Genomic DNA, 14,294 nt, shown 5'->3' on the forward strand with positions numbered 1-14,294 from the left:
ACCAGCGGCCTACCGCGCGACGCGCGAGTCGCCAAGCGTCGCACCGAAACGGATGCGCTCGCAGGTGCGCGCGGCCGCGCCCGCGGCAAGGCTTGCGCCATGGCCGACGCCCCCGCCTTGCCCCTGATCGCCGACGCGCACGCCGCCGCCGGTCAGCTCGCGAACCTGCGCAACTCCCCGGTGGAGCGCGCAGTCGTGCTCTATCTCGATCCGGAATGGAGGTTGTTGGGCCGCGCCGACTTCGCCGGCACCACGACGCAGGTCGCCCCGTCGTTCCGCGCGATCTTCGCTGAAGCGCTCCGCCTCGGCGCCGCCGCGCTGGTGCTCGCGCACAACCATCCCGGCGGGGACGGCAGTGCGAGCGCGGCCGACCTCGCCTTCACCCGCGCCCTGGTCCGCACCGCGGCAGCGCTCGACATCGTCGTGGCGGACCATCTGATCGTCGCCGGCGACACCGTCACCAGCCTGCGCGAAGCCGGGGCGATGTAACCTGCCTCGCCGTTCCGGTGCGACGTGACGGCAAGATTGTTCGCGCAGAGGCGCGGGGGACGCGGAGGCGTCTCGCGTGGGGCAGGGAAATCCTGTCAATCTCCCCGGATAATGGGAGGACCGCCGACGCGGCAAAAGAGACACCTCGGCGTCCCTCGCGCCTCCGCGCGAACAACCTCGTTACTTGTGAACGCGCATTGATCGGTGCCGAAAACCGGCCCTAGCCGCGCAGGACGCAGGCCTTCATCGCTTCCGGCGCCGGCCGCGGGCCGACGGCGCGGAAGGTCGCGACATAGCCGCCCGCCGACGGCATCTCGGTCATCGACACCTGACGATAGCCGACCGCCTCGAACTCGCAGCGCAGCAGCGCCGGCGGCGTGCCGTGATTCTTCGTCTGGCGATTGGCGTCGACCACCACGACCAGCCCGTCGGGCTTGAGCGCCGGGCGCAGCCGCCACAGGAATTCATAGGGCTGCGCGATCTCGTGGTACATGTGGACCATCAGCACCCGGTCGAAACTCGCCGCGGGCAGCTTGGGATCGGCCGGTGCGCCGAGCCGGACCGAGACGTTCTCCAGATCCTCGCGCGCGACGCGCTCGGCCAGCGCATCGCGCACCCCGGCGACGATATCCTCCGCCAGCACCCGGCCGTTCTCGCCGACGCGCTGCGCCAGCCGGATCGTGTAATAGCCCTCGCCCGCGCCGATGTCGGCGACGGTCATGCCGGGCGCGATCCCCGCCCGGTCCATCACCTCCGCCGCCTCGTTCAGCCGGTCGCGCGCTTCCTCGTTCGACCAGCGCGCCGAGACGATATGCGCCACCGGCCGGTCGGCGGCGGGGAAGAGCGCCGGCCGTTCGTCACGCTTGATGAGCGGCTTGGACCCGTCGCACGCGATCAGCACGAGGCACAGCCCGCACGCCGCCGCGCCGGTCAGGGTCCGCCGCCCGGGGGTCAATCGACGTCCTCCACCTCGACCTTTTCGCCGGTCACGCGCTGCGACAGCGCCGCCGCCATGAACGGATCGAGTTCGCCGTCGAGCACGTCGCCGGGCGCGGTCGAGGTCGTGCCGGTGCGCAGGTCCTTCACCAGCTGATATGGCTGGAGCACGTAGGAACGGATCTGATGCCCCCAGCCGATATCGGTCTTGGTCGCATTCTCGGCATTGGCCGCCTGTTCGCGGATCTGCAATTCGCGCTCGTACAGGCGCGCGCGCAGCTGGTTGTACGCCTCCGCCTTGTTCTTGTGCTGCGAGCGCTGGTTCTGGCACTGGACGACGATGCCGGTCGGGATATGCGTGATGCGCACCGCCGAATCGGTCGTGTTGATGTGCTGCCCGCCCGCGCCGGACGCGCGATAGGTGTCGATGCGCAGGTCGCTCTCGTTATATTCGACCTGGATGTCGTCATCGATGACCGGATAGACCCAGACGCTCGAAAAGCTCGTGTGCCGCCGCGCCGCGCTGTCGTACGGGCTGATCCGCACCAGCCGGTGGACGCCGCTCTCGGTCTTGGCATAGCCATAGGCGTTCTCGCCCTTGACCAGCAACGTCGCCGACTTGATCCCCGCCTGTTCGCCGGCATGATAGTCGATCAGCTCGACCTTCATGCCGCGCCGTTCGGCCCAGCGCGTGTACATGCGTTGCAGCATGCCCGCCCAGTCCTGGCTCTCGGTGCCGCCGGCGCCCGAGTTGATCTCGATATAGGTGTCGTTGGCATCGGCCTCGCCGGCCAGCAGCGCCTGGATCTTGTCGTGGTCGGCGCGCTTCGCCAGCGCGGCGAGCGCCTCGACGCCCTCCAGCTCCATCGCGGTGTCGCCCTCCGCCTCGGCCATCTCGATCAGCTCGACGGTGTCGTCCATCTCGGACTGAATCGCGCGCGTCGCGGTCACCGCCTCGTCCAGCCGGCGGCGTTCGCGCATCACCTCCTGCGCGGCCTTGGGGTCGTTCCACAGGGCCTGGTCCTCGACGCGCGCGTTAAGCTCGTCGAGACGGCGGAGCGCGCGATCCCAGTCGAGGAACCGGCGGAGCAGCGCCAGCGCGTCCTTGATGCTATCGACGTGGGATTGCGCTTCGGCGCGCATGGAAACTCTCCGGTAAGATCGGGTTGGGCGGGAAAGCGCCTATATAGGAAGCGGCGCTAGTAGATTCCGCCTTCCTTTTGCAAGAAATCGCTGTCGCGCGGGGTTTCCGCCCGCTTTGCTGCGACCGTCGCGGTCGCGGCGGGGGCCGGTCCGCGGCGGATCGCGCGGCGCGGCTCGCTCTGCGGCTTGAACGCCTCCCAGATCACGCCCGCCTTGGGATCGGTGTCGGTCGGGAAGGTGCCGTAGACCGGCCGGCCGCTGCCGCGATCGATCCGCACCATGCGGATGCCCGGCGGCGCGCGGAACGGCAGCTTCTCCAGCCCGTCATAGGCCTTGACCGCGAACGCCTTGAAGATCGGCGCGGCGAAGGTGCCGCCCTGCGCATAGCCGCCGAGGTTGGTCGGCGTATCGTAGCCGACGTAGAGTCCGCCGACGAACTGCGGCGTGCCGCCGACGAACCAGACGTCGGTCGGACCGGTGGTGGTGCCGGTCTTGCCGAACATCGGCCGGTCGAGATCGCGCAGCACCACCGCGGTGCCGCGCTGGATCACGCCTTCGGTGATGTGCACCATCTGATACGCCGTCATCGCATCGATCACCTGCCGGGTGCGGTCGCCCGGCCGCGGCATCTGCCGGCCGTTCCAGTCCTTCGCGTTGCACCCGTCGCAGCCGCGCCAGTTCTCGGGCAGGATCACCTTGCCGTGCCGGTCCTGGACGAAGTCGATCAGCGTCGGATTGTGCGCGCGCCCCTGGTTGGCGAGCGTCGCATAGGCGTTGACCATGCGCGTCACCGTGGTGACGCCGGCGCCCAGCGCATTGGCGAGATAGGGCTGGTAATCGCCCACCCCCATCCGCTTCATCGTGTCGACGACCCTGGGCATGCCGGTGGTCGCGGCGGCGCGGACCGTCATCAGGTTGCGCGACTGTTCGATGCCCCAGCGCATCGTGTGCGGCCCCGCCGCGCGCATGTTGCCGAAGTTGCGGAAGCATTTCTGCCCCAGCCGCGCGCCCTGATAGACGCAGAACGGCCCGTCGACGATGATCGATGCCGGGGTCATGCCGTTCTCGAGCGCGGCGGAATAGACGATCGGCTTGATCGTCGATCCGGGCTGGCGCAGCGCCTGCGTCGCGCGGTTGAACGCCGCCAGCCGGCTGTCGAAGCCGCCCTGCATCGCCAGCACGCGTCCCGTCGCCGGCTCCTCGACGACGAAGCCGCCGGAGATCCTCGGCACCGAGCGCAGCGCATAGACGTCGCCTTCGGGCGCGACCGCGAGGATATCGCCCGCCTTGATCGCGGCGAAGCTGGTGCCGCCCTTGCCCCGCACCGGCATCTGCGCCGCCCGGCGCGGCAGCGTCCCGGTCCTGCCGTCGGCGAAGCCGATGCTCCACGCATCGCCGTCGCGCGTGATCGCGATGCCCGCGCGCCAGTCGCGATAATCGAGGCCGATGTTGGTGTTGAGCAGCGGCTGCAACCACGCGCCGTCCTCCCCCAGATCGACGTGGCGCAGCGGCCCCGACCAGCCGCGCCCGCGATCGTAGCGGAGCAGGCCGTCGCGCAGCGCCTCGGCGGCGAGGTCCTGCAACCGCGTGTCGAGCGAGCTGCGCACCCACAGGCCGCCCTGATAGACGCCATAGGGTCCGTCGCGCGCCGTCTCGCCGAACTTGTCGATCAGCTGGCGGCGCACCTCCTCGACGAAATAGCCGCCGACCCGCTCGAACTTCGGCGTCCGGCGCAGGATCGTGCCGAGCGGCTCGCCGACCGCCGCATCGTGCTGCGCGCGGGTGATGAAGCCGTTGCGCAGCATCTCGCCGAGCACGTAGTTGCGCCGCTCCATCGCGCGTTCGGGATGGCGGACGGGATCGTAGTTCGACGGCCCCTTGGGCAGGATCGCCAGATAGGCGAGCTGCGCCAGATCGAGTTCGTCGAGCTCCTTGTCGAAATAGGCGTGGCTCGCCGCCTCGACCCCGAAGGCGTTGCGGCCGAGCGCGATCTGGTTGAGGTAGAGTTCGAGGATCTGCGGCTTGGTCAGCGTATCCTCGATCTTATAGGCGAGGATCGCCTCCTTCAGCTTGCGCGTCGGCGAATATTCGTTGTTGATGAGCAGGTTCTTCACCACCTGCTGGGTGATCGTCGATCCGCCCTTGGCACGGCGGCCGGTGCCGAATTTCTGCGCATAGTCGATCACCGCACCGGCGAGGCCGGGATAATCGACGCCGTGATGCTCGAAGAACGTCTTGTCCTCCGCCGCCAGGAAGGCGCGGACCAGCATCGGCGGATATTCCGCATAGCTCAGCTCGACGCGGCGTTCGCGGGCATAGGACTGGATCGGCGTGCCGTCGATGCCGCGCACGTTGGTCGGCAGCGGCGGTTCGTAGGTGCGCAGCTGATCGACCGACGGCAGCCCGCGCAGGATCGTCACCCACAGCACGCCATAGCCGATCAGCGCCAGCCCGGCGAGGATCGCCAGCCCCTTCACCCACCAGCGCGCCCACGACCGGCGCGCGAACCCGCGGAGTCCGCCATTGTCGCGGAATACGGAGAAACGGGAGGTGCGGGGAGCTTCGGACGCCATGATACTGGGGTCGGCGTGTAGCAGGTTCGGGGCGGGTTGCCACCCTCGGGGCGTCGACGAACCCTGGCGCACTCACCTCCCGTTCAGCCGCGCCCCCTACAGCCCGTCGCATGCCAGCCTGCATTCGCCGTTTAGCCGTGACCTGTCCCACGGCCATGCCTATGCTGCGATCCGTGCCACCCCTCACCGGTCCCTCGACATGAAGCGCCTCGCCCTCGCCGCCATCGCCACCCTGCTCGCCGCGCAGCCGGCGCAGGCGCAGTCGATCCTGCGCGATGCGGAAACCGAGGCGATGTTCGCCGACATGTCGGTGCCGCTGGTCAAGGCCGCCGGCCTCAGCCCGCGCGACGTCAGGGTCGTCCTCATCAACGACGATTCGATCAACGCCTTCGTCGCCGGCGGGCAGACCGTCTACGTCCATTCCGGCCTGTTGCAGGCGGCGACCAACGCCAACCAGGTGCAGGGCGTCATCGCGCACGAACTCGGCCATATCGCCGACGGCCACGTCGTGCTGGCCGATGCGGGCATCAAGCCGGCGATGAACATCACTTTGCTGTCGATGGTCCTCGGCCTCGCCGCGATCGCCGCGGGTGCTGGCGAGGCGGGCGCGGGCCTCATGGCGCTCGGCCAGTCCGCCGGCATGGGCAAATATCTGTCGTTCAGCCGCACGCAGGAATCCGCCGCCGATGCCGCCGGCGCGCGCTACCTGACCACCGCCGGGATCACCGGCAAGGGCATGCTCAGCTTCTTCAAGACGTTGCAGCAGCAGGAATATCGCTACGGCGTCGAGAATATCGATCCATTCATGCAGACGCACCCGCTGTCGGGGGATCGCATCGCGCATCTGACCGCGGACCTGCAGGCCTCGCCGGCGTGGAACAAGCCGTCCGACCCGGCGCTGGAGGAGCGGTTCCGCCGGGTGAAGGCGAAGCTGGAGGGCTATGTGATGACGCCCGACCGCACGCTGAAGGATTTCCCGGAAACCGACAGCAGCATCTACGGCCATTATGCCCGCGCCTATGCCTTTCACAAGGCGGGCTACCCCGACAAGGCGGACGTGGAATCGCTCGCGCTCATCAAGGTCGATCCGAACGATCCCTATTTCCAGGAGGTTCGCGGCCAGATCCTGCTCGAGGCCGGCCGCCCGGCGGAAGCGGTCGCGCCGTTGCGCGCCGCGACCGAGGGAACGCGCAACAATGCGCTGATCGCCACCACCTTCGGCCACGCGCTGATCGCGACAGAGAACAAGGCCAATTACCCCGAGGCGATCCGGGTGCTGCGCGTCGCCACCGGCCGCGACGACGAAAACCCCTTCGCCTGGTACCAACTTGGCACCGCCTATGAACTGACCGGCGACACCGCCCGCGCCGCGCTCGCCACCGCCGAGCGCGCCAGCATGAACGGCGACCACCGCACCGCCGCGCAGAGCGCGCGCTACGCACTCGCCAATATCCCCGCCAACACGTCCGACTGGATCCGCGCGCAGGACATCGCGATGGCCGCGCAGAACGACATGGACGACAACCCGAAGAAGTATAAGAAACGGTGACACGCTATACCCTGCCGCTGATCGCGGTGCTCGGTGCGGTGATCGGCGCCGGCGCCGTCTGGAGCTACGACCGTTTCGCGGCCCCCGGCGGCGCGGATCGCATGCGGATCGAGCGCGTCGTCCACGATTACGTGCTCGCGCATCCCGAGATCATCCCGCAGGCGATGCAGAAATTGCAGGACCAGCAATCGGGGCAGGCGGTCGCTGCGAACCGCGACGCGATCACCACGCCGTTCGGCAGCGCCTGGGCCGGCAATCCCAAGGGCGACGTTACGCTAGTCGAATATTTCGATTACAATTGCGGCTATTGCCGCGCGTCGCTGCCGCTGATCGCCGACCTGATCCGGCGCGATCCCAAGCTGCGCGTCGTCTATCGCGACCTGCCGATCCTGTCCGACGAAAGCCGCATCGCCGCGCGCGCCAGCCTCGCGGCGGCGCAGCAGGGCAAGTTCCAGGGCTTCCACGACGCGCTTTATGCGGGCGGGCCGGTCAGCGACGCCTCGATCAAGGGGGCAGCGGCGAAGTCCGGCGTATCGCTCGCCGCGATCGACGTGGCGACGGTGGATGCCGAGATCGCCAAGAACATGCAGACCGCCGCGAAGCTCGGCATGAACGGCACGCCGAGCTGGGTGGTCGGCGACCGAATCCTGTCGGGCGCGCTGCCGATCGAGGAGATCGAGAAAGCGATCGCCGCGGCGCGGGGGGCGTAGGGGCGCCGGGGCACAGGAGCGTACCTTATGTCGTCATCACTCCCTCTTTCGTCATCCCGGCGAACGCCGGGACCCATGGTTGCTATGAACGAGCGGTGACGCAGACCATCAGCAGCTCGCCCCCATGGGTCCCGGCGTTCGCCGGGATGACGGGATCAAAGGGTCGAAGCCCCCCCTAGCCTTCCCCCACCCCACCCCCTATCTCCCGCGCCACAAGGGGACTCCCATGCCAGAACCGATCCTCGCCATCGCTGGCGTGTCCAAGACGTACAAGGGTGGCTTCACCGCGCTCCATCAGGTTGACCTGACGATCAACAAGGGTGAAATCTTCGCGCTGCTCGGCCCCAACGGCGCGGGCAAGACGACGCTCATCAGCATCGTCTGCGGGATCGTCACGCCCTCGACCGGAACGATCGCCGTCGCCGGCCACGATGCACTGACCGATTACAAGGCGGCCCGCCGCATGATCGGCCTCGTCCCGCAGGAACTGTCGGTCGACATGTTCGAAACGGTGCTCGCCACCGTCACCTTCTCGCGCCGGCTGTTCGGCCGCTCGGGCCACAGCGCCTATATCGAGCAGGTGCTGCGCGACCTGTCGCTGTGGGACAAACGCGACGCCAAGATCATGGAGCTGTCCGGCGGGATGAAGCGCCGTGTGCTGATCGCCAAGGCGCTGGCGCACGAACCCGACATCCTGTTCCTCGACGAACCCACCGCGGGCGTCGACGTCGCGCTGCGCCGCGACATGTGGAAGCTGGTCCACGGCCTGCGCGAGCGCGGTGTCACGATCATCCTCACCACGCATTATATCGAGGAGGCCGAGGAGATGGCCGACCGCGTCGGCGTCATCAACCAGGGCCGGTTGCTGCTGGTCGAGGAGAAGGCCGCGCTGATGAAGAAGCTCGGCAAGCGCGAGCTCGATCTCACGCTGGTCGATCCGCTCGACGCCGTGCCGCCCGGCCTCGAACGCTGGCAGCTGAGCCTCGTCAACGAGGGGCGGACGTTGCGCTACGTCTTCGACGCGACCGAGGAGCATACCGGCATCCCGTCGCTGCTGCGCGAACTGGCGGACCGTCATATCGCCTTCAAGGACCTCGAGACCTCGAAATCGAGCCTTGAGGACATCTTCGTCGATCTCGTGGAGACCCGGGCATGAACCTCCACGGTATCTGGGCGATCTATCGCTTCGAAATGGGGCGCGCGCGCTGCGGACGCTGTGGCAGAGCCTCGTTGCGCCCGTGCTCACCACCAGCCTGTATTTCATCGTCTTCGGCGGCGCGATCGGCAGCCGGATGCAAAGCGTCGATGGCGTCGGCTATGGCAGCTTCATCGTGCCGGGGCTCATCATGCTGTCGCTGCTGACGCAGAGCGTCGGCAACGCCTCGATCGGCATCTATTTCCCCAAATTCACCGGCACGATCTTCGAACTGCTCTCCGCTCCCGTCTCGGCGATGGAGATGGTGCTGGGCTATGTCGGCGCCGCCGCGACCAAGTCGGTGGTGCTCGGCGTCATCATCCTGTTGACCTCGTCCTTCTTCGTGCCGATCAGGGTGCTGCATCCGGGCGCGATGGTCGCCTTCCTGTTGCTGACCGCGGTGGCGTTCAGCCTGTTCGGCTTCATCCTCGGCGTCTGGGCGAAGAGCTTCGAACAGCTCAACTTCGTGCCGATGCTGCTCATCACGCCGCTGACCTTCCTCGGCGGCAGCTTCTATTCGATCGACATGCTGCCGCCGGCGTGGCGGACGGTGAGCCTGTTCAACCCCGTCGTCTACCTCGTCAGCGGGTTCCGCTGGAGCTTCTTCGGCAAGGGCGACGTCGATATCGCGGTGAGCCTCGGCGTGACGCTGGGCTTCCTCGTCGCCTGTCTCGCGGTCATCGCCTGGATCTTCAAGAGCGGCTGGCGGCTCAAGAACTGAGTCGCCGCCGCAGCCGAGCGCTCAGCGCCGGACGCAGCACGAGCGCGTTGACGTCGACCAGCGCATGCACCGCGATCGGCAGCCAGAGCGCGCCGCTGCCCATGTAGAGCGCGGTCAGCAGCGCGCCGCCGATCGTGTTGGCGGCGACCCCGGCCGAGCCCTGATAGCGGTGCATCGCGGCGAAGCAGAGCGTGCCGACGATCACGCCGGCAGTGCCCGATCCGCTCGCCAGCGCGACGATCAGCGGCAGCCACAGGCGGTAGAACAGCTCCTCCGCCACCCCCGCCGACACCGCCAGCACCGCGGCGGGCCAGAGGTCGGCGTCGCTGGTCGGCAGGATCGACCGCACGTCACCCGCGGTCCACGGTGCCCGGCCGCGCCGCGCCCGCCACCACGTCAACGCCAGCCCAAGCAGGCTGCCCCCGGCGAGCCCGGCCAGCACCAGCGGGATGCCGATCGATCCCGGCGGGACGCCGAGATACCAGGCGAGCGGCACGAATTCGGGCGGCAGCTGCGCGGTGCCAGACAGGCGTTGAAGCGCCAGCAGGCCAAGCAGCGCCGGCGCGGCATAGCCGAGCCACAGCCCCGACGCCCAGCGCAGATGCCGGGCATGCAGGTCGATCCGCATCCACCCGAACAGCTGGCCACGGCGGAGCAGGACCGCCTGATAGGCAAGAGTCAGGACGAGGAGGAGCGCGACGAGCATGTGCGGTAGTCAGCCCGGATGCGTGACGAAGTCCATGGGTGATGCGATCGTCACCTTAGCCCGAACCATCGTCCCGACCTGCCTCCTTTCACCGTCATCCCGGCGAACGCCGGGACCCATGGTTGCGAAGGTCATTGCGTGGCGTGAACCCTCTGCGGCACCGTGACCGTGGATCCCGGCGTTCGCCGGGATGACGGTGACGACAACGGGAAGGGTCTGGCCGGACGCCGACAGGCATCGACGCTGCCCCGCCCCCAATCAATCAGTCCGGTGTTCGCCCTTCACCCAGCGCACGGTGCCGGTCGAGGCGCGCATCACGACGCTTTCGGTGGTCATCTTGCCCTTGCGGCGCTTGACGCCTTCCAGCAGCGATCCGTCGGTGACGCCGGTCGCGGCGAAGATGCAGTCGCCCTTGGCTAGTTCCTCGAGGTCGTATTGCTTGTCGAGGTCCTCGATGCCCCATTTGCGCGCGCGGGCGCGTTCGTCGTCGTTGCGGAACAGCAACCGGCCCTTGAACTGGCCGCCGACGCAGCGCAGCGCCGCGCAGGCGAGCACGCCCTCGGGCGCGCCGCCCGATCCCATATAGACGTCGATCGTCGTGTCGGGATCGGCGGTCGCGATCACGCCCGCGACGTCGCCGTCGCCGATCAGCATCACGCCGCAGCCGAGCGCGCGCAGCTCGGCGATCAGCGCCTCGTGGCGCGGCCGGTCGAGCACGCAGGCGATGATCTCGCTCGGCTTGACGCCCTTCGCCGCGGCGATCGCCTGGACATTCTCTGTCGGGGTCTTGTCGAGGTCGATGATCCCGGCGGGCAAATTCGGCCCAACCGCGATCTTGTCCATATAAACGTCGGGCGCGTTGAGCAGCCCGCCCTTTTCGGCGATCGCCAGCACCGCGAGGCTGTTCGGCCCCGCCTTGGCGCAGATCGTCGTCCCTTCCAGCGGGTCGAGCGCGATGTCGATCGCCGGGCCGTTGCCGGTGCCGACCTTCTCGCCGATGAACAGCATCGGCGCCTCGTCGCGCTCGCCCTCGCCGATCACCACGGTGCCATCCATGTCGAGTTCGTTGAGCGCCTCGCGCATCGCCTCGACCGCGGCGGCGTCGGCGGCCTTCTCGTCGCCTCGCCCGGTCAGCGTCGATGCGGCGATCGCGGCCGCTTCGGTGACGCGCACCATCTCGAGGACGAGGACGCGATCAAGGACCTTACTCGCGTTGAGGCTGGCGTCGGGCATGATATTCCCTCTGTTTAACGTGTATAACAGATCGATAGGCCGACGCGGCCCGCTTGTCGAGCGACGAACCGCGCTGCCGTAACGGCTTACAGCGTGATCGCCGCCTTCATGCCCAGCACGCCGACGTCGTCCGCCTGCCGTATCCCGCCGGGATGATGGATATATTGCAGGTTCGGCCGCAGCTCGAGCCAGTCGGCGGGATGGATGCTGTAATACACCTCCGCCGCATATTCGGCGTGGCGCACCGCCGTGCCCGGCACCAGCCGGTCGGCCCGCGCGGCGCGGCCGTTGACGTTGGTCCGCGCGACGCCGACGCCGAGCACGTCGCCCGGCACCGCCGGCACCAGCCCCTTGTAGAACAGCCCCAGCGACACCTGATTGTCGGTGACCGAGGTGGCGCGATCCGCCTGCGTGACGTTCGCGAACATCGACAGGCCGGTCAGCGACTTGCCGTCCTTCGACGTGCCGGTCAGCTGCTGCTGCATCGTCGCATAGACGCCGTAGCGACTCGACCGGCGCAGCGGCGACAGCCCGGTCACGACGCTGGCATTGCGATTCGCATCGAACAGCACGTCGTCGCCGTTCGCGGTGCCGATCCAGCCGCCGACCTTGTACGATCCGACATTGCCGCCCCGCTCGCCGGCATCGCCGCCGCGCGTCCAGCCGATCTCGACCGGGACCAACACCCCCGTCGCGCCCTTGAACCGCGCGATGAAGAAATCGTTGTCGAGGTTGCGCGGATTGATTTCGTAGACGCCGCCCTGGACGTAGAGGTCCTGCGGCAGCGCGACGCGGACGCGTGCGCCCCATTGGCCGATCGGCCAGTTCTGCCAGTAATCGCCGACCAGATTGCCCGGCTGCGCCCCGCAGAAGCTGAGGTTCATGAAATGGCAGGAGAAGACCGCGAAATCCTCGCCCGGGTTGGTCCGGCCGAGCTTGATCTCGACCGCCTCGCCGATGCGCTGTTCGTACCAGAGCTGCGTCACCCGCACGGTCTGGCCGCGGCCGTAGACCTCCTGCACCTGCTGCAGCGAATCGATGCCGGCGTCGGTGGTGAGATTGCGTCCGCGCCGCCACGTCACCGTCGCCTGGAAGGCGCCACCGGTCAGCCCGACGAGCTTGTCGAGGTCGAGCAGCACGCCGGCGTCGAACTGCCCCGTCTCGCGGAACAGCTTCCGGTCGCCGCCGGCGAAGTTATAGCCGCTTTCCGATGCATAGCGCGCCGTGACGCCGATGCCGCGCTGGCCGAGCCGGGTGCGGATGTCTTGCCAGTCGCCGATCAGACCCGGCGGCGGCGTGCTCTGCGTGTCGCCGATCAGCGCCGAGGGCGAAGTATCGCGCGTGCGGCTGATCGGCGTGCGCGGCCGGCGCTGCGTGTCGCCCTGGCTGCTGTCGGGCGCCGCCTCCGCGGTGTCGGGCGCGGGCGGCGAGGCGCCGACGTCGATCTGTTGCGCCTGCGCAGCGCCGGCCAGCAGCGTGGCGGCGACAAGGCCAAGTGCGAACCCGGGCAGCGTCATGGCAGGTGCGGCCCTCAGTCGCGGAGCAGATCGTTGATGCTGGTCTTGCTGCGCGTCTGCGCGTCGACGCGCTTGACGATCACCGCGCAATAGAGCGCGGGCTTGCCGCCGCCGCCGCCCATCGATCCCGGCACGACCACCGCATAGGGCGGTACCTCGCCCTTGAAGACCTCGCCCGTCGCGCGATCGACGATCTTCGTCGACGCGCCCAGATAGACGCCCATCGACAACACCGCGCCCTCGCCGACGCGTACGCCCTCCGCCACTTCGGCACGCGCGCCGATGAAGGCGCCGTCGCCGATGATGACCGGATCGGCCTGCAACGGCTCGAGCACGCCGCCGATGCCCGCGCCGCCCGAGAGGTGGACGTTCCGGCCGATCTGCGCGCACGATCCGACCGTCGCCCAGGTGTCGACCATCGTGCCTTCGCCGACATAGGCGCCGATGTTGACGAAGCTCGGCATCAGGATCGCGCCCTTGCCGATGAAGGCGCCGCGGCGCACGACGCTGCCCGGCACCGCGCGGAAGCCGGCGCTGCGGAATTCCGCCTCGCTCCAGTCCGAGAATTTCAGCGGCACCTTGTCGAAATGGCCGGTCGGCGTGACGACATTGTCGTTGAGGCGGAAGCTGAGCAGCACCGCCTTCTTGAGCCACTGGTTGACCCGCCAGCCGCCCGCGCCGTCGGGCTCGGCGACGCGCGCCGTGCCCGCGTCGAGCGACGCCAGCGCCGCCTCGACCGCGTCGCGGACCTCACCCGTAGTGCCGAAGCCGAGGGTCGCGCGATCCTCCCACGCAGTCTCGATGACGTTGGCCAGGTCCTGGCTCATGATGCCTCCATGATATGCTGCAGCCACGGCGCGAGGTCGTGGACGATATAGTCGATATGGTCGCGGCGCGGCTCCGGCCCCTGTTCGGAGCCGTTGTCGACCCAGACGGTGGTCATGCCGATCGCCTTGGCGGGCGCGAGGTTGCGCGCCATGTCCTCGAAGAAGATCGCCCGCGTCGGCTCGATCCCGAACGCCGCGCACAGCCCGGCATAGGCCGACGGGTGCGGCTTGGGGACGAGGTCCATCGCATGGATGTCGTGCACCGCCTCGAAGCTCTCGCCGAGGCCGAGGCGGTCGAGCACCTTCAAAGCATAGGGCTTGTCGCCGTTGGTGAAGACCAGTTTGCGGCCAGGCAGCTGCGCGATCGCGGCGGCGAGCGGCGCGTCCTCTTCCAGCACGTCCATCTCGACGTCGTGGACGTCGGCGAGGAATTCGTGCGGGTCGACGCCATGGTCCGCCATCAGGCCGGTCAGAGTCGTGCCGTGCCGATGGAAATAGTCCTTCTGGACCACCCTCGCCGCGTCGTGCGGCAGGCCGAGGCGGCGCGCGACATAGGCGGTCATGCGATCGTCGATCCGCGCGAACAGGTTCGCCCGTGCCGGATACAGCGTGTTGTCAAGATCGAAAATCCAGGTGTCGATCGGGGCGAGCGCGGCAAGCATGACGGGGGCGTCTAGGCGGCGGCGGCGGGCGGC

At 68.4% G+C, this 14,294-nt stretch carries 12 protein-coding genes and 1 pseudogene; 5 read left to right on the plus strand and 8 right to left on the minus strand.

All coding sequences use genetic code 11. The features are described 5' to 3' along the window. The first annotated feature begins 99 nt into the window (after positions 1-99). Positions 100-489 (plus strand): JAB domain-containing protein, encoded by a 390-nt coding sequence (locus B2515_RS10650; RefSeq protein WP_293876187.1) that lies wholly within the window; start codon positions 100-102, stop codon positions 487-489. A gap of 220 nt (positions 490-709) precedes the next feature. On the opposite strand, the gene B2515_RS10655 is transcribed toward B2515_RS10650, so the two are convergent. Genes B2515_RS10655 through B2515_RS10665 form a run of 3 tightly spaced genes read right to left on the minus strand, consistent with a single transcriptional unit; the run spans position 710 to position 5,141 of the window. Then, on the minus strand, positions 710-1,444 hold the full coding sequence (locus B2515_RS10655) for a class I SAM-dependent methyltransferase (protein ID WP_293876188.1): 735 nt from the start codon (positions 1,442-1,444) through the stop codon (positions 710-712). After that, positions 1,441-2,568 carry a peptide chain release factor 2 gene (gene prfB, locus B2515_RS10660; RefSeq protein ID WP_293876189.1) on the minus strand — a complete coding sequence of 376 codons (1,128 nt, stop codon included), beginning with the start codon at positions 2,566-2,568 and terminating at the stop codon, positions 1,441-1,443. The genes B2515_RS10655 and prfB overlap by 4 nt, the downstream gene beginning before the upstream one ends. 56 nt (positions 2,569-2,624) lie before the next feature. Next, the gene (locus B2515_RS10665; protein ID WP_293876190.1) at positions 2,625-5,141 is read right to left on the minus strand and encodes a penicillin-binding protein 1A; all 2,517 of its coding nucleotides are present in this window, start codon (positions 5,139-5,141) and stop codon (positions 2,625-2,627) included. Between the two features lie 199 nt (positions 5,142-5,340). Between B2515_RS10665 and B2515_RS10670 the strand changes: the two genes are divergently transcribed. From B2515_RS10670 to B2515_RS10685, 4 genes and pseudogenes are all read left to right on the plus strand, one after another. Then, on the plus strand, positions 5,341-6,690 hold the full coding sequence (locus B2515_RS10670; RefSeq protein WP_293876191.1) for a M48 family metalloprotease: 1,350 nt from the start codon (positions 5,341-5,343) through the stop codon (positions 6,688-6,690). Beyond that, on the plus strand, positions 6,687-7,400 hold the full coding sequence (locus tag B2515_RS10675; protein WP_293876192.1) for a DsbA family protein: 714 nt from the start codon (positions 6,687-6,689) through the stop codon (positions 7,398-7,400). Before B2515_RS10670 ends, B2515_RS10675 begins: the two co-directional genes overlap by 4 nt. A 226-nt stretch (positions 7,401-7,626) precedes the next feature. Further along, a complete protein-coding gene (locus B2515_RS10680; protein ID WP_293876193.1) occupies positions 7,627-8,556 on the plus strand; it encodes an ABC transporter ATP-binding protein in 930 nt (309 codons plus the stop codon). Then, a pseudogene (locus tag B2515_RS10685) lies at positions 8,553-9,316 on the plus strand (ABC transporter permease). The gene B2515_RS10680 and the pseudogene B2515_RS10685 overlap by 4 nt, the downstream one beginning before the upstream one ends. Here the strand turns inward: B2515_RS10685 and B2515_RS10690 are convergent. The 5 genes from B2515_RS10690 to B2515_RS10710 all read right to left on the minus strand — a co-directional run bounded on the left by B2515_RS10690 (position 9,306) and on the right by B2515_RS10710 (position 14,261). Further along, positions 9,306-10,022 carry a CPBP family intramembrane glutamic endopeptidase gene (locus tag B2515_RS10690; protein ID WP_293876194.1) on the minus strand — a complete coding sequence of 239 codons (717 nt, stop codon included), beginning with the start codon at positions 10,020-10,022 and terminating at the stop codon, positions 9,306-9,308. The pseudogene B2515_RS10685 and the gene B2515_RS10690 sit on opposite strands and share 11 nt — an antisense overlap. Positions 10,023-10,280: 258 nt before the next feature. Then, positions 10,281-11,255, minus strand: a complete 975-nt coding sequence (glpX, locus tag B2515_RS10695; protein WP_293876195.1) for a class II fructose-bisphosphatase — start codon at positions 11,253-11,255, stop codon at positions 10,281-10,283. A gap of 86 nt (positions 11,256-11,341) precedes the next feature. After that, positions 11,342-12,772 carry a carbohydrate porin gene (locus B2515_RS10700; protein WP_293876196.1) on the minus strand — a complete coding sequence of 477 codons (1,431 nt, stop codon included), beginning with the start codon at positions 12,770-12,772 and terminating at the stop codon, positions 11,342-11,344. Between the two features lie 14 nt (positions 12,773-12,786). After that, the gene (gene dapD, locus B2515_RS10705; RefSeq protein WP_293876197.1) at positions 12,787-13,599 is read right to left on the minus strand and encodes a 2,3,4,5-tetrahydropyridine-2,6-dicarboxylate N-succinyltransferase; all 813 of its coding nucleotides are present in this window, start codon (positions 13,597-13,599) and stop codon (positions 12,787-12,789) included. Continuing rightward, positions 13,596-14,261 (minus strand): pyrimidine 5'-nucleotidase, encoded by a 666-nt coding sequence (locus B2515_RS10710; RefSeq protein WP_293876386.1) that lies wholly within the window; start codon positions 14,259-14,261, stop codon positions 13,596-13,598. The genes dapD and B2515_RS10710 overlap by 4 nt, the downstream gene beginning before the upstream one ends. Positions 14,262-14,294 lie beyond the last annotated feature (33 nt).

It is taken from the genome of Sphingomonas sp. UBA978, assembly GCF_002292295.1.
In the GTDB taxonomy this organism is placed as follows: Bacteria; Pseudomonadota; Alphaproteobacteria; order Sphingomonadales; family Sphingomonadaceae; genus Sphingomonas.

What these genes read in the sequence shown, in the direction of transcription:
- B2515_RS10650 (WP_293876187.1), top strand. Translation starts at nt 100, where the DNA reads ATGGCCGACGCCCCCGCCTTGCCCCTGATCGCCGACGCGCACGCCGCC.
- prfB (WP_293876189.1), bottom strand. Translation starts at nt 2,568, where the DNA reads ATGCGCGCCGAAGCGCAATCCCACGTCGATAGCATCAAGGACGCGCTG.
- B2515_RS10665 (WP_293876190.1), bottom strand. Translation starts at nt 5,141, where the DNA reads ATGGCGTCCGAAGCTCCCCGCACCTCCCGTTTCTCCGTATTCCGCGAC.
- B2515_RS10670 (WP_293876191.1), top strand. Translation starts at nt 5,341, where the DNA reads ATGAAGCGCCTCGCCCTCGCCGCCATCGCCACCCTGCTCGCCGCGCAG.
- B2515_RS10680 (WP_293876193.1), top strand. Translation starts at nt 7,627, where the DNA reads ATGCCAGAACCGATCCTCGCCATCGCTGGCGTGTCCAAGACGTACAAG.
- B2515_RS10690 (WP_293876194.1), bottom strand. Translation starts at nt 10,022, where the DNA reads ATGCTCGTCGCGCTCCTCCTCGTCCTGACTCTTGCCTATCAGGCGGTC.
- glpX (WP_293876195.1), bottom strand. Translation starts at nt 11,255, where the DNA reads ATGCCCGACGCCAGCCTCAACGCGAGTAAGGTCCTTGATCGCGTCCTC.
- B2515_RS10700 (WP_293876196.1), bottom strand. Translation starts at nt 12,772, where the DNA reads ATGACGCTGCCCGGGTTCGCACTTGGCCTTGTCGCCGCCACGCTGCTG.
- dapD (WP_293876197.1), bottom strand. Translation starts at nt 13,599, where the DNA reads ATGAGCCAGGACCTGGCCAACGTCATCGAGACTGCGTGGGAGGATCGC.
- B2515_RS10710 (WP_293876386.1), bottom strand. Translation starts at nt 14,261, where the DNA reads ATGCTTGCCGCGCTCGCCCCGATCGACACCTGGATTTTCGATCTTGAC.